Below are 15,109 nucleotides of genomic sequence, written 5' to 3'. Positions count from 1 at the left end.
TATTTCAACATTGATTTAAAATACCTGACAGCCACTGGCTGTCCTCCTTTTAATTTCAAATCCTCTGTCATTTTTTTAGTATTCAGTCATCCGTTTTCAATTTACAGCAAATACTGCAAAACTAGTCCTAAAACAAACAACAATTTATTATTATAAATGAACCTTATTAAGTTAACAGATTAACTGAACACCAAATACTGAACAATTTCTTTATATTCGTAATGATTTCACCATTACTTTGTCAATCTTTATGCCGTCCATATCAATGACTTCTAACTCAAATTTTTGCCAGATTAGCTTCTCTCCTTGTTTTGGAATATGAGAAAGCTCCGTCATGATTAAACCACTAACGGTAGTGACATCATAATCCCCTACTAAATCATCCAATTCAAAGTAAGTAAGAAAATCATGTAGCGAATAATGTCCGTCTACTAACCAAGTTCCGTCTTCTCTTTCCACCAACTGATAATCATCTTTATAAAAATCAGAGGCATTCCCTACTAGTGCTTCTAGAATATCGTTTAAAGTGATTACTCCTTGAAAAACACCATATTCATCAGATACAAAAGCATAATGAATACCCGTTTTCTTAAACTTCTCCAAAGCTTTATAAGCAGTGGTATACTCCATCATAAAAGGAGCATCAGTCATAATATCTTTTAAATTAAAATTTTCGTCATCTATACGAGCAAAGATATTTTTTAAGTTTACAACCCCTACAATATCATCATCATCCTTATCATATACAGGGTATATCGAGTGTAACTCCTCAAGCATGGCTTTCTTTACTTCGCTTTTCCCAGAATGCAACGGTATAAAAACAACTGATTTCCTGTGAGTCATCAATGAATTTATTTTTCGGTCGCCAATATGAAAAACACGCTCTACTATATCTTGTTCTATTTCCTGAACTTCTCCACCTTCAGTACCTTCTTTAATGATCGCTTTAATTTCCTCTTCGGTTACTTTACCATCTGCAGTAGGTCTTATTTGCAATACACTTAATAAGAACTCTGTTGAGTGTGTCAATAACCAGATAAACGGTGCCGTAACAATTGAAACAAACTTCATAGGCATTGCTACTTTCTTAGCAATCGCTTCCGGATGGTTTAGTCCAATTCTTTTAGGTAACAACTCACCTAACACCAATGAAAAAAACGTTAATACTACTACTACAACTCCTACTGCAATAGTAGCGGCATACGGTTTCAATATTGCAAAACCAGCAACAAATGTTTGTACATCTGTTGTTATTTTATCTCCACTATAAATACCGGTAAGAATCCCTATTAAAGTTATTCCTATTTGTACAGTAGATAGAAATTTATTGGGTGAATTAGCTAAATCCAATGCGGCTTGAGCACTTTTATTCCCTTTTTTTGCTGATGTTTCTAATCTATTTTTTCTGGCAGATATCAATGCTATCTCAGACATGGAGAAAACTCCATTCAATAGAATAAGAAAAAGTATTATTAGTATCTCCATATTTTTATAGCCCAGATGGCAGTGAAAAGCACGTAGATTATAAAACTTTAATTTTCTTGATAGAAAAGAGCGACCAGCGGAAGCTCCTTTTATAACTTAGAAAATAGTTTTACAAGCAAGTACTTGTAGCGTACAGCTGGAAATTGCTTCTTACAAATTATCAATAACGGTACTTACTCGCTCCGTAATTTCCTCAATAGACCCAATTCCGTTTACAGCATAAAACTTCCCTTGATCATTGTAATACTGCATTAAAGGCGCTGTTTTTTCATTGTATTCTTGGTATCTATTACGAATTTTATCTTCGTCCTGATCATCAATTCTTCCACTTGTTTTACCTCTTTCAAGCAAACGTTTTACCAGAATCTCATCATCAGCTTCTAAGGCAATTGTTGCAGCAACTTTCGACTCTATTGACGTCAAAAAAGCATCTAAAGCTTCAGCTTGTGAAATCGTTCTTGGATAACCATCAAATAAAATCCCGTTTGTATCCGGGTGTTTATTCACCTCATCAATAAGCATTTTAGTTGTCAATTCGTCAGGTACTAAATCTCCTGCGTCCATATAAACTCGGGCTTGTTTCCCTAACTCCGTATCGTTTTTTAAATTAAAACGAAAAACATCACCTGTAGAGATGTGAGTTAATTTATATTTTTCTTTCAAAAATTCTGCTTGAGTACCCTTTCCTGCTCCTGGTTTTCCAAATAAAACAATGTTGATCATAATGTGTGTTGAGTAGTTGTAGTTATTCTTTTAGTTTATATACTTCTGGTAAATTTCTTCCTAATCCATCATAATCAAGACCAAAACCTACTATAAATTTATTTGGAATTCTAATTCCAACATAATCGATTTTGATATCTTTTTTGTACGCTTCTGGTTTAAAGAAAAGAGTAGCTATTTTAAAATGTTTTACATTTTGTGCTTTAAACAATGCTTTTAATTCCACCAAGGTATTCCCTGTATCCACGATATCTTCGAGAACAACAACAGAACGACCAGTCAAATCTTGGTTCAAACCAATTAATTGTTTTACTTCATTTGTAGACGAGGTACCTTCATAAGAAGCCATTTTTAAAAAACTGACTTCGCATGGCTTTTTATAGGCTTTCATAAAGTCAGAAACAACCATAAAAGCACCATTTAAAACTCCTACAAATACAGGGATTTCATCGGCAAAATCGGCTTCTACTTGTGCTGCCATTTTTGTTATTGCAAACTCTATTTCTTTAGCAGAAATAAACGGAACAAATTGTTTATCGTGAAGTTGAATCATTATTATCCTATTTAAAATAATTCGCAAAGATAGGAATTTCTGAATTGAGAATCCAGATTTAGAACCATAAGAATACCGTACATTTGAAAATAATATGTTTTTTAGCCCAAGATGAATAGTGAACTTTATAAAAATATAGCCAACAGCTCTGCCTATAGAATAAGTAGAGACGAAAACACCCAACTTATTTTAGCCAATGCGGCCTTATTTCCTGATTTACTTGCACTAGCTTTAAACGTAGCCGACAAGAACCACCACAAAGCCTGTTGGGTTCTAGAATTAGTTCTGGAAAAACAACTCCACTTACTGACGGATCATCTTCCTGTATTTTGCATTAGCCTTTCAGAGTTCACAAACGAAAGCGCCATGCGTGCTATTTCAAAAATTTGCATGTTCTCATGTAAACACCTTACTTTAACTAACGTACAAGAACAACAAATTACCGAAAGCTGCTTTGACTGGCTTATTAGCGAAGACCGAAAAGTAGCTACAAAAGCCTACGCAATACGAGCTTTGTATGAACTAGGTAAAAAATACGATTGGATTTATCCGGAACTACAACGCATTCTTACTGACGACTACCACAAACATACTGCCGCTTACAAAGCCGTTGCTAGAGAAATTTTGAAGAAAATAAAATAGGGTTTTCGCATTTGGTGTATATAAAGTATCTTTGCCAGTAACAAACAACTACACAATGACACGAGCGTAGCGACTGCATTTGACCGTTAACAAACAATAACTAAAACAAATGAATTATTTTTCTTCTGATTTTAAACTAGGAATATTAGGTGGTGGTCAACTGGGCAAAATGCTTTTGTTTGACACTCGAAAATTTGACATACAAACCTATGTTTTGGATCCAAGCGATGAAGCGCCTTGCAAAATTGCCTGTGATCAATTCTTCAAAGGAGATTTGATGGATTTTGATACCGTTTACAATTTTGGAAAAAAAGTCGATGTTTTAACGTTCGAAATTGAACTCGTTAATCTTGACGCTTTGGTAAAATTAGAAAATGAAGGATTGAAAGTATATCCTTCTCCAAAAACACTAAAACTCATTCAGAATAAAGGCGTTCAAAAAACCTTTTATTCAGAGCATAATATCCCAACCGCCGATTTCAAACGCTTCGAAAATCTTAAAAGTTTAATTGTAGACATTCTTGATTCTAAATTAAAAATGCCTTTCGTATGGAAATGTACTGAATTTGGCTATGACGGAAACGGGGTAAAAGTGATCCGACAGATCTCAGATTTAGATCACCTTCCCAATGTAGAATGTATTGCCGAAGATATGGTTCCGTTCAAAAACGAATTGGCTGTTATTGTTTGTCGAAATCCTTCCGGGGAAATCAGAACGTATCCGGTAGTCGAAATGGAATTTCACCCAGAAGCTAATCAAGTCGAATATGTGATTTGTCCAGCACGAATTGATAACAAAGTAGCTGAAAAAGCAAGAGCAATCGCATTGCATGTTTCTGAAAAGTTCAACCATGTAGGTTTATTGGCTGTTGAAATGTTTCAAACAGAAGACGATGAAATTCTAATAAACGAAGTAGCGCCAAGGCCTCATAATTCAGGCCATTATTCTATTGAAGCTAGCTATACTTCACAGTTTGAAAATCACCTAAGAGCCATTCTTGATTTACCATTGGGTAATACGGAAAGTAAAGTAGCCGGAATTATGGTTAATTTAGTAGGTGCTGAAGGTTTTTCTGGAAACGTTATTTACGAAAACATCGAAAAAATATTAGGCTGGAATGGTGTTACACCACATATATACGGTAAAAAACAAACGCGTCCTTTTAGAAAAATGGGACATGTAACCATCGTAAATAGCGACATCGAAGAAGCACGAAGAATTGCCGAAGACGTTAAAAATACAATTAGAGTGATAAGCGAAATAAAATAAACACAAATTTCACAAATTATCACAAATTGAATTAGTGATAACTGGTGTTAAAAAAAAACAATAATAATGAGCAAAGTAGCTATAATAATGGGAAGCATCTCTGATATGCCCGTAATGCAAGAAGCCATCGAAGTATTAAAAGGCTTCGGAATCGAAATCGAAGTAGATATTGTTTCGGCACATAGAACCCCTGAAAAATTATTTGATTTTAGTCAAAACGCACATCTTCGTGGGATTTCGGTAGTGATTGCTGGTGCTGGAGGAGCAGCTCATTTACCTGGAATGGTAGCCTCCATGTCACCATTACCCGTAATTGGAGTTCCTGTAAAATCAAGCAACTCTATTGATGGTTGGGACAGTATTTTGTCGATTCTTCAAATGCCTGGAGGAGTGCCTGTAGCCACTGTAGCTTTAAATGGTGCTAAAAATGCCGGAATATTAGCCGCCCAAATAATTGGAAGCCATGATAAAGCAATCTTAGAAAAAGTCATCCAATATAAGTTAGGACTCAAGGAATCCGTAATTATTGCATCCGAAAGTTTACTTAAAAAATAACACTTCCTTATATAAACAAAGGCTTCCTATTACGGAAGCCTTTGTTGTTTTTAAAGCTTTTTATATTTTGCCTCAAATTAGTCCTCTTCTTCAATTTCTTCAAGAACACTCTCAAATTCAGATGCAATTACATCTTCATTATTAATCCAATTCTCTGAGGTAACCAAGCTAAAATTTACGTTATCGGCTGTGTTTAATTCCCAAACAATACCTTCGGCAGTAGGAAAAGGAATGTTTTTAGTCATCTGATCTTCAAATAATCTTTTGATCAAATTTCTATCAGACAATCCATTATTCAGTAATTTCAACACGCTTTCAGCCGTTAGTTCTTTCACTTCACAATCAGTTGGTGTCATTGAGAAATGAACAACAGACGCTTTGGTATTTGGAAACTTTCCGTTATAGGCTTTATAAAGCAATTGATTGACATGAAACAATCTTGCTTGCATATGAATTTCAGGATATTCTTCACATACTTTATCAATTAACATATTATGCGAAATTTGCTCAATTTGCCCTTCATTTAATTCTTCACCCAGTTTGTAAGTAAGTACAATTTCTGCAGCTTCATTCGGCTCATAATCAGATATAGCCATTTCTAGCAATTCTGGCAAATTCTTTTTTTCAGCTGTAGCTGCATCTGGAAAATTAAATTTCTCTAATAACTGGATATAATCTTCATCTGACCAATACCCTTCCACTTCGTTTACAGTATCAATGCGCTTTATTATAATTTGGTAATTCATTTCTTATTTATTATTGTTACTAATTAGCTCATTTAAAATCTAATCTAATCGTACAATTTAGGCTTTTTAAAGAAGCAAGAAGAATAAATAACATTTATATAACATAACCCTTATGGCTTAAAGCGCGAAATCACTGCTGCTTTGTAATCTCCTTTTTTTAATAAATCGCTACCTTTGCAATTAGAAACATTCCGTTTCAACGAATTAAATTAATGACTACCTAATGAAAATACTAACGACGAAATTTAATACCAAATACGATACAGCTCCTTTTTCGAAAATAAAAAACGAGGATTTTCTTCCTGCTTTTATCGAAGGAATAGCATTGGCACAAGCCGAAATCGACGCGATTGTAAAAAACGAAGAGACACCTACTTTTACAAACACCATTGAAGCTTTAGATTTTAGTGGCTACACACTAGATCGTCTTTCGAGCATATTCTTCAATTTGAATTCAGCAGAAACCAATGATGAGATCCAAAAAATTGCTCAGGAAGTTTCTCCATTGTTATCCGATTTCGGGAACGACATCCGATTGAATGCGGAGTTGTTTGCTAAAGTTAAAGCTGTACACGAACAAAAAGCAACTTTGAACCTCAACCCAGAGCAAACTACTTTATTGGACGAAAAATATAAAAGTTTTTCTCGAAATGGTGCGAATCTAACCGAAGACAAAAAAATCAAACTACGTGAAATTGACAAGGAATTATCTAAGGTAAGTTTGCAGTTTGGTGAAAATGTATTAGCCGAAACCCAAGCTTTTCAAATGCATCTTACAGATGAAAAAGACTTATCAGGTTTACCAGAAGGCACTATCGAAGCCGCTCGTTCTTTGGCGAAAAGCCAAGAAAAGGAAGGTTGGATTTTTACTCTAGACTACCCTAGCTATGTTCCGTTTGTAACTTATTCTGATAACAGGGAGTTACGTAAAAAGATGGCAATTGCTTTTGGAGCCAAAGGTTTTCAAAACAATGAATTGGACAACCAACAAAATGTTTTTAAAATTGCCAAATTGCGTTTCGACAGAGCACAGCTTTTAGGATATGCGACTCATGCCCATTTTGTACTTGAAGAAAGAATGGCTGAGAGTCCAGAGAAAGTAAAAAAATTCTCTTTGGATTTGTTGGAAAAAGCAAAACCGGCTGCCCTAAAAGAATTTGCAGACTTAACGGCTTTCGCCAAAAAACGAGATGGTCTAGAGAAGCTAGAGAAATGGGACGGCGCGTATTACTCTGAAAAACTAAAACAAGAACTGTTCAGTTTAGATGATGAAAAATTAAAACCTTATTTTCAACTGGAAAAAGTGCTGAATGGTGCTTTTACTATCGCTGGTAAATTATATGGCTTAACGTTTACCGAAGTTTTTGATATTGACAAGTACCACGAAGAGGTGACTACTTATGAAGTAACGGATGAAAAAAGCGAATTAGTTGCTATTTTCTATGCCGATTTTTTCCCTCGAAAAGGAAAACGAAATGGTGCTTGGATGACTTCGTACAAATCACAATTTGTAAAAAACGGAATCAACGAAAGACCCCACATTTCAAACGTATGTAATTTCACGAAACCTACAGAAACGAAGCCTTCCTTATTGACTTTTAATGAGGTCCTGACTTTGTTTCATGAATTTGGACATGGATTACACGGTATGTTAGCCAATACGATCTATCCAAGTCTATCCGGAACATCTGTTTATTGGGATTTTGTAGAACTACCAAGTCAAGTAATGGAAAACTGGTGTTACGAACCAGAAGCTTTGGCTTTGTTTGCTACACATTACCAAACAGGCGAAATCATACCTATTGAGTTAGTTCAAAAAATCAAGGAAAGCTCCAATTTTCAAGAAGGGATGGCAACCATGCGTCAGTTGAGTTTTGGCTTACTAGACATGGGATGGCATGGACAAGATCCTTCGGCTATTACAGATATTAAAGCTTTTGAAACTAAACAATTTGCAGACACTAAATTATATCCTGAGGTAAAAGAAAATGTGATGAGTACCTCATTTTCTCATATTTTCCAAGGAGGCTATTCTGCTGGATATTATAGCTACAAATGGGCTGAAGTTCTTGATGCTGATGCTTTTGAGTTTTTCCAAGAAAAAGGAATTTTCAATAAAGAAGTTGCTGATAAATTTAAAGACAATATTCTTTCTAAAGGAGGAACTGAACATCCTATGATTTTATACAAACGCTTTAGAGGACATGAACCAAGTCCAGATGCTTTGTTGAAAAGAGCGGGATTACTTTAGATTAAAGAAAGTAGGTTAACATTTTTAAATACAAACCGAAGTAGAAATACTTCGGTTTATTTATTTCAAAAATACAATGCTTTACCAAATTGAATTTCTTAAAAAAACGCCACCATCAACCACCAAAAAATGGGAATACTTTCGACCCAAAAAGAAGTGTAATATTTGGATCGTTTCTCATTGGCGAAAGCCAAAAACAAAGCAAGTATCAGCACTAGAATTCCGTTTACGATTAATTGCTCTTCTATAAAATTAGTTTTTAAAAACTCTAAAAAATAGAAAGGAATTAGTAATAACAAACCAACAATTTTAGTTTGCTTTACCCCTATTTGCTGTGGTACTGTTTGTAAATGTGGATCATCATTAGCTAAATCAAGAATTTCAAAAATCAGAATCAGTACAAAAACGAGAATAAAACGCTGTATGCATTTGAGATAAAAATCGAGTCCCAAATCAATATGTGCATTAACCAAAGGCAATACCAATGTAACCCCTACCCAGCATAAAGCCACAATATAAATCTTCACTCCTGCCCAGTTGCGGGCGTTCCTTCTATTTGGAAAAAAAGGCAGCGTATACAGCAGTGTCAACACTAAAACGCCTACGGAAACCAATTGTGTTATTAGTTGCAATTGGAAAAAATAATACCCTACAGCCGTTAAAGAAAAGAAACTCAATACAGCAATGATTTTTAACTCATTTCGCATTTGTTTTTTTTGGGCTCTTGCCAAAGCATCATACTTTACAAAATTATATCCCACAATTGTTCCAAAAAAAGCAAAATTAGCCATCGCTTGATCAGCAGAAATGTGGAACATGAAATGCGTCATTCGCACTAGTGCATACACGGACAAAGCCACGTGAATACTACTCCTGAGATAAAAATCAAAAATTCTTTTAAAACTAATCATTAAACAAAATTAATCAATTGTGAGCAAATACATCATTTAGTTGATAAATTGATAAAAAATCAATGCCAAAACACGGATTAGATTGTTTATAATACTTATTTTTGCAGCACTCAAAAAACACAACATTACTACACTTACATGAAAACAGACTCATTTGCTTTAAGACACTTAGGACCAAGAGATCACGATTTGCCTAAAATGTTAGAAACCATAGGTGTTGAAACTTTAGATCAACTAATATACGAAACTATTCCAACTGACATTCGTTTGAAAAAACCTTTAGAATTGGAGCATATTATGACTGAATACGAATATGCAAATCACATTCGATTATTAGGTCGCACGAACAAAGTTTACAAATCATATATTGGTTTAGGGTACCACCCAACAATTGTTCCACCAGCAATTCAAAGAAACATTTTTGAAAACCCAGGTTGGTATACTGCTTACACACCTTATCAAGCAGAAATTGCTCAAGGAAGATTAGAAGCAATTTTGAATTTCCAAACGATGGTTATCGAGTTAACCGGAATGGAAATTGCTAATGCATCATTATTAGACGAGAGTACTGCCGCTGCTGAAGCAATGGCTTTATTGTTTGATGTTCGTACAAGAGATCAAAAGAAAAACAATGTCAATAAGTTCTTCGTTTCTGAAGAAATATTACCCCAAACTTTATCGGTTTTACAAACACGTTCTGCGCCTATCGGAGTAGAATTAGTTGTTGGAAATCACCAAGAATTTGATTTTTCAAAAGACTTTTTTGGAGCGATACTTCAATATCCTGGAAAATACGGTCAAGTTTATGATTATGCTGACTTTATCAAAAAAGGAGCTGAAAACGAAATAAAAGTGGCTGTTGCTGCTGATATTTTATCATTAGTAAAATTAACGCCTCCTGGTGAAATGGGAGCTGCAGTAGTTGTTGGAACTACACAACGTTTTGGAATCCCAATGGGTTACGGTGGACCACACGCTGCTTATTTTGCTACAAAAGAAGAGTACAAACGTTCTATGCCAGGAAGAATCATTGGTGTTTCACAAGATGCTAATGGAAACCGCGCCTTGCGTATGGCGTTACAAACGCGTGAGCAGCACATCAAACGTGAAAAAGCAACGTCTAACATTTGTACTGCTCAGGTTTTACTATCTGTAATGGCCGGAATGTTTGCTGTCTATCACGGACCAAAAGGATTGCGATACATTGCAAATAAAGTGCACTCGATGGCAGTGACTTTGGCAGATGCTTTAAATAAATTAGGCGTTCAGCAAACAAACACTTCTTTCTTTGACACCATTGTAGTAAAAGGCGATGCTAAAAAAGTAAGAGCTATTGCAGAAAGAAATGAAATCAATTTCTTCTATATCGACGACGAAACGATTTCAATTTCGTTAAACGAAACGATCTTGTTTGAAGATGTTAATGAAGTAATTGCTGTTTTTGCGGAGGCATTAGGAAAAGACACTTTTAAAGTAAGTGAATACACATTAGAAAATAACTATCCAACGACTTTAAACAGAACAACTGAATTTTTAAAACACGATGTTTTCAATAACCACCATTCTGAAACTAGTTTGATGCGTTACATGAAAAAATTAGAACGTAAAGATTTATCGTTGACTCATTCGATGATCGCCTTAGGATCTTGTACGATGAAGTTGAATGCAGCTGCCGAAATGCTGCCTTTGAGTATGCCGTACTGGAATACGATTCACCCATTTGCTCCTTTAGACCAAGTGCAAGGATATACTAAAATGCTTAAAAAACTAGAGCACCAATTGAATGTAATTACTGGCTTTGCCGGTACTACATTACAACCAAACTCTGGTGCACAAGGTGAATATGCTGGATTAATGACTATTCGTGCGTATCACCAATCAAGAGGTGACGATCAAAGAACGGTATGTTTAATTCCTGCTTCGGCACATGGAACAAACCCTGCTTCGGCTGCGATGGCTGGAATGAAAATTATCGTAACCAAAACAATGGAAAACGGTAATATCGATGTAGAAGATGTAAGAGAAAAAGCCCTTCAATATAAAGACGAATTATCTTGTTTAATGGTAACCTACCCATCTACACATGGTGTTTTTGAAAGTGCTATTAGAGAAATCACACAAATCATTCATGACAATGGCGGTTTAGTCTATATGGATGGTGCAAACATGAATGCACAAGTGGGATTAACAAATCCAGCAACTATTGGTGCTGATGTTTGTCACTTAAACTTACACAAAACTTTCGCTATCCCTCATGGTGGTGGCGGACCCGGTGTAGGACCAATTTGTGTAAACGAAAAATTAGTTCCGTTTTTACCAAGCAATCCATTAGTTCAGGTAGGTGGTGAAAAAGCAATTACCGCTATTTCTGGCGCTCCTTATGGTTCTGCATTAGTTTGTCTTATATCGTACGGATATATATGTATGCTAGGTTCTGAAGGAATCACAAATGCTACCAAATATGCTATTCTAAATGCAAATTATATGAAAGCACGTTTAGAAGAGCATTATCCAATTTTGTATTCTGGAGAAAAAGGAAGAGCAGCTCACGAAATGATATTAGACTGTAGAGGTTTCAAAGAAAAAGGCATTGAAGTGTCGGATATCGCGAAACGTTTAATGGATTATGGTTTCCATGCGCCAACAGTTTCTTTCCCAGTAGCCGGAACCTTAATGATTGAGCCAACAGAATCTGAAGATGTAGCTGAATTAGATCGTTTTTGTGATGCGATGATTTCAATTCGTAAAGAGATTGAAGCAGCGTCAACTGACGAACCAAATAATGTATTGAAAAATGCACCTCATACTTTAGCGATGTTAACTGCTGATTCTTGGACATTACCTTATTCAAGAGAAAAAGCAGCTTATCCTTTAGACTATGTTGCCGATAATAAATTCTGGCCAAGTGTTCGTCGCGTCGACGAAACCTACGGAGATAGAAATTTAATTTGCAGCTGTGCGCCTATTGAAGCTTACATGTAATATTTAGCATTACTAATAACTATAAAATGCCTCGAAACTATCGAGGCATTTTTTTTAGTTTATTTCTCAGCACAAGAACATTAGGTAATTTTTCTGTTAAAAAAAGCAAGAATCAATCGACAATAATCAATACTAAAAATACTAAGGCATTTTCTAATATTTATTAAAAAATCATCAGTATTTTAGCTAAAAAATTATTATTCTATAATTATATGCACGCATAGTAAATAACATGGCTATAATCATTTTTTTATCATTAAATTAGCATAAATTTTTTGGAAAACAAACCGATGAAAATAAAAATAACTGGAATAGGAAGTTACATTCCTGAGAAAAAAGTAAGCAATACAGACTTTAGCAATCACGTTTTTTTGAATGAAGATGGAACTCCATTTGGACGACCAAACGATGTCATCATTAATAAATTTAAAGGAATAACAGGAATTGAACATAGGCGTTATGCTAAAACGGATCAAAACTCATCAGACCTTGCCTATTTAGCTTCTAAAAAAGCAATTGAAAATGCAGGAATCGATCCAGAAACGATAGATTACATCATCTTTGCACACAATTTTGGCGATGTGAAGTGTGGAACTTCGCAATCTGATATGCTTCCAAGTTTAGCTACTCGTGTCAAGAATAAATTACAAATAAAGAACCCAAAATGTGTTGCCTACGATATCCTTTTTGGATGCCCGGGTTGGATTGAAGGTGTACTTCAAGCAAATGCTTATATAAAATCAGGAATGGCTAAACGTTGTTTGGTTATTGGTTCTGAAACCTTATCAAGAGTCGTGGATGACCACGATAGAGATTCTATGATTTATTCTGATGGTGCAGGCGCTTCCATTATCGAAGCTTCTGATGATGATGAAACTGGATTAATTTCTTATGAAAGTGGCACTTATGCCATGGATGAAGCTAATTATTTGTTTTTTGGAAAATCATACAATACAGACTTAGATCCTGATACTCGTTATATAAAAATGCACGGTCGTAAAATTTACGAATTTGCATTAACAACGGTTCCTGCGGCTATGAAAAGTTGTTTAGACAAAAGTGGAATTGCTATTGATGATGTTAAGAAGATTCTTATTCATCAAGCTAATGAGAAAATGGATGAAGCAATTATACAACGTTTCTATAAATTGTATGACCGCCCGGTTCCTCAAGATATCATGCCTATGAGTATTCATGAATTAGGGAATAGCAGCGTTGCCACTGTACCTACTTTATTTGACTTACTAATTAGAGGCGAAATAAAAGACCAACAAATCAACAAAGGTGACATTCTACTGTTTGCTTCTGTTGGAGCAGGAATGAATGTAAATGCGTTTGTTTATAGATATTAAGTTTTCATAGCAACTAATCTAGTCATACAACACAAAACCACAGTTTAAAAATTACTTTTTAAACTGTGGTTTTTTCGTTTCTACATACTCTAAAAATCTGTAAAACAAGAACGATATGTTTGTATCTTTGTAACTTTATAAACCATAATGAACGAGGGCGCACTTCGTTCCTCGCAATGACTATGTACGAAAAAACGTTTCCTAATAAAAGATTCAAACACACCTTAGAATTTTTAAATAAACATATCTCAACTTCAGAAAGCATTTTAGACTTAGGTGTCGAAAATCCATTTTCGAAGATTATGAAAGAGGATGGATACAAGGTTAAGAATACCACTGGTGAAGACTTAGATCTAGACCAATCAGTGTTTTCAAAAGAAAAACAAGACGTAGTAACCGCTTTCGAAATTTTCGAACATTTACTAAACCCATATACTATTTTAAGTGAAATAAAATCGGATAAGCTATTAATATCTATTCCGATGCGTTTGTGGTTTTCACCAGCGTATAGAAGCAAAACAGATATGTGGGACAGACATTACCATGAATTTGAAGATTGGCAATTAGATTGGCTATTGGAAAAAGCAGGATGGAAAATAATTGATCGTCAAAAATGGACTAATCCCGTTAAGAAAATTGGTATTCGTCCTTTATTGCGTTACTTTACAAATAGGTATTATATCGTTTATGCTGAGAAATTAAAAGATTAAAGAATTTAAATATTTAAAAAAATATTTAAGCAAATTATGATATTGGAATTCATAATTTATAATTCATAATTATTACAATGAACTACTACATAGTTATACCCGCACACAATGAAGAGGCATTTATTTCACTAACCTTACAATCTTTGATTTCACAGACCCATTTACCTTCAAAAGTGGTTGTGGTCAATGATAACTCTACTGATAAAACTGCCGAAATTGTTCTGGCTTTCGCCAAAGACAATCCGTTTATCTCCTTAGTAGAAAAGAAATCAAGTGCTATTCATTTACCTGGTAGCAAAGTCATTCAGGCTTTTCAAAAAGGTTTTGAAACAGTAGACGATAATTACGACATCATTGTAAAACTAGATGCAGATCTAATTTTACCAAACAATTATTTTGAGACTATTGTTCAACATTTCGAAGAAAATCCAACAACAGGAATGGCTGGTGGATTTGCTTACATCGAGAAAAACGGAGAGTGGATTTTAGAAAACTTAACTGACAAAGACCATATTCGTGGCGCCTTTAAAGCGTATCGCAAAGCCTGTTTTAAACAAATAGGCGGATTAAAACCAGCAATGGGCTGGGATACTGTCGACGAATTGTTAACTAAGTACTACGGATGGAAAGTCGTTACTGACGCTACACTAATTGTGAAGCATTTAAAACCAACTGGAGCTAATTACAACAAAACGGCAAGGTACAAACAAGGTGAAGCTTTTTACACGCTAGGTTATGGATTTCTAATTACGGCAATAGCTTCGGCTAAATTAGCTTTTATGAAAAAGAAACCCTTGTTGTTTTTTGACTACATCCGCGGTTTTCTACGAGCTAAATCAGCCAAAACCCCTTTATTAGTAACTCAAGTACAAGCAAAATTCATACGAGATTATCGCATTGAAAAAATGAAAGAAAAGCTTTTTAAATAA

Annotated in this window: 13 protein-coding genes; 8 read left to right on the top strand and 5 right to left on the bottom strand. The window is 34.9% G+C overall.

Annotation, left to right across the window (positions count from 1 at the left end; all coding sequences use genetic code 11):
• Positions 1-210: 210 nt before the first annotated feature.
• The 3 genes from BLV35_RS13885 to hpt form a co-directional block, all read right to left on the bottom strand.
• Positions 211-1,434 (bottom strand): hemolysin family protein, encoded by a 1,224-nt coding sequence (locus BLV35_RS13885; RefSeq protein WP_245712067.1) that lies wholly within the window; start codon positions 1,432-1,434, stop codon positions 211-213.
• A 201-nt stretch (positions 1,435-1,635) separates the two neighbouring features.
• On the bottom strand, positions 1,636-2,208 hold the full coding sequence (locus tag BLV35_RS13880) for an adenylate kinase (protein WP_091091525.1): 573 nt from the start codon (positions 2,206-2,208) through the stop codon (positions 1,636-1,638).
• Positions 2,209-2,230: 22 nt separating this feature from the next.
• A complete protein-coding gene (gene hpt, locus BLV35_RS13875) occupies positions 2,231-2,761 on the bottom strand; it encodes a hypoxanthine phosphoribosyltransferase (RefSeq protein ID WP_091091520.1) in 531 nt (176 codons plus the stop codon).
• A 111-nt stretch (positions 2,762-2,872) separates the two neighbouring features.
• Between hpt and BLV35_RS13870 the strand changes: the two genes are divergently transcribed.
• The 3 genes from BLV35_RS13870 (at position 2,873) to purE (ending at position 5,228) form a co-directional block, all read left to right on the top strand.
• On the top strand, positions 2,873-3,403 hold the full coding sequence (locus BLV35_RS13870; RefSeq protein WP_091091516.1) for a hypothetical protein: 531 nt from the start codon (positions 2,873-2,875) through the stop codon (positions 3,401-3,403).
• A 109-nt stretch (positions 3,404-3,512) separates the two neighbouring features.
• On the top strand, positions 3,513-4,673 hold the full coding sequence (locus BLV35_RS13865; RefSeq protein WP_091091513.1) for a 5-(carboxyamino)imidazole ribonucleotide synthase: 1,161 nt from the start codon (positions 3,513-3,515) through the stop codon (positions 4,671-4,673).
• Positions 4,674-4,739: 66 nt separating this feature from the next.
• Positions 4,740-5,228 (top strand): 5-(carboxyamino)imidazole ribonucleotide mutase, encoded by a 489-nt coding sequence (gene purE, locus BLV35_RS13860; RefSeq protein WP_091091511.1) that lies wholly within the window; start codon positions 4,740-4,742, stop codon positions 5,226-5,228.
• 77 nt (positions 5,229-5,305) lie between these two features.
• Here purE and BLV35_RS13855 read toward each other — a convergent pair whose 3' ends face one another.
• Entirely contained in the window at positions 5,306-5,974 is a 669-nt protein-coding gene (locus BLV35_RS13855; RefSeq protein ID WP_091091507.1) for a hypothetical protein, read from the bottom strand.
• Positions 5,975-6,197: 223 nt separating this feature from the next.
• Between BLV35_RS13855 and BLV35_RS13850 the strand changes: the two genes are divergently transcribed.
• On the top strand, positions 6,198-8,225 hold the full coding sequence (locus BLV35_RS13850) for a M3 family metallopeptidase (RefSeq protein ID WP_091091502.1): 2,028 nt from the start codon (positions 6,198-6,200) through the stop codon (positions 8,223-8,225).
• Between the two features lie 98 nt (positions 8,226-8,323).
• Here BLV35_RS13850 and BLV35_RS13845 read toward each other — a convergent pair whose 3' ends face one another.
• Complete coding sequence (locus BLV35_RS13845) at positions 8,324-9,136, bottom strand: hypothetical protein (RefSeq protein ID WP_091091498.1); 813 nt, start codon at positions 9,134-9,136, stop codon at positions 8,324-8,326.
• A gap of 138 nt (positions 9,137-9,274) precedes the next feature.
• Here BLV35_RS13845 and gcvP point away from each other — a divergent pair, with 138 nt between their 5' ends.
• The 4 genes from gcvP to BLV35_RS13825 all read left to right on the top strand — a co-directional run bounded on the left by gcvP (position 9,275) and on the right by BLV35_RS13825 (position 15,109).
• A complete protein-coding gene (gene gcvP / locus BLV35_RS13840) occupies positions 9,275-12,118 on the top strand; it encodes an aminomethyl-transferring glycine dehydrogenase (protein ID WP_091091495.1) in 2,844 nt (947 codons plus the stop codon).
• 290 nt (positions 12,119-12,408) lie between these two features.
• A complete protein-coding gene (locus BLV35_RS13835) occupies positions 12,409-13,470 on the top strand; it encodes a 3-oxoacyl-ACP synthase III family protein (protein ID WP_091091492.1) in 1,062 nt (353 codons plus the stop codon).
• Positions 13,471-13,652: 182 nt separating this feature from the next.
• Positions 13,653-14,180 (top strand): class I SAM-dependent methyltransferase, encoded by a 528-nt coding sequence (locus tag BLV35_RS13830; protein WP_091091488.1) that lies wholly within the window; start codon positions 13,653-13,655, stop codon positions 14,178-14,180.
• Positions 14,181-14,257: 77 nt separating this feature from the next.
• Entirely contained in the window at positions 14,258-15,109 is an 852-nt protein-coding gene (locus tag BLV35_RS13825; RefSeq protein ID WP_091091485.1) for a glycosyltransferase family 2 protein, read from the top strand.

Origin of the sequence: Flavobacterium gillisiae (genome assembly GCF_900107635.1) — a bacterium.
GTDB lineage: Bacteria > Bacteroidota > Bacteroidia > Flavobacteriales > Flavobacteriaceae > Flavobacterium > Flavobacterium gillisiae.
The sequence above is the reverse complement of the archived record's forward strand: the minus strand, read 5'-3'. Positions and strand labels throughout refer to the sequence as shown.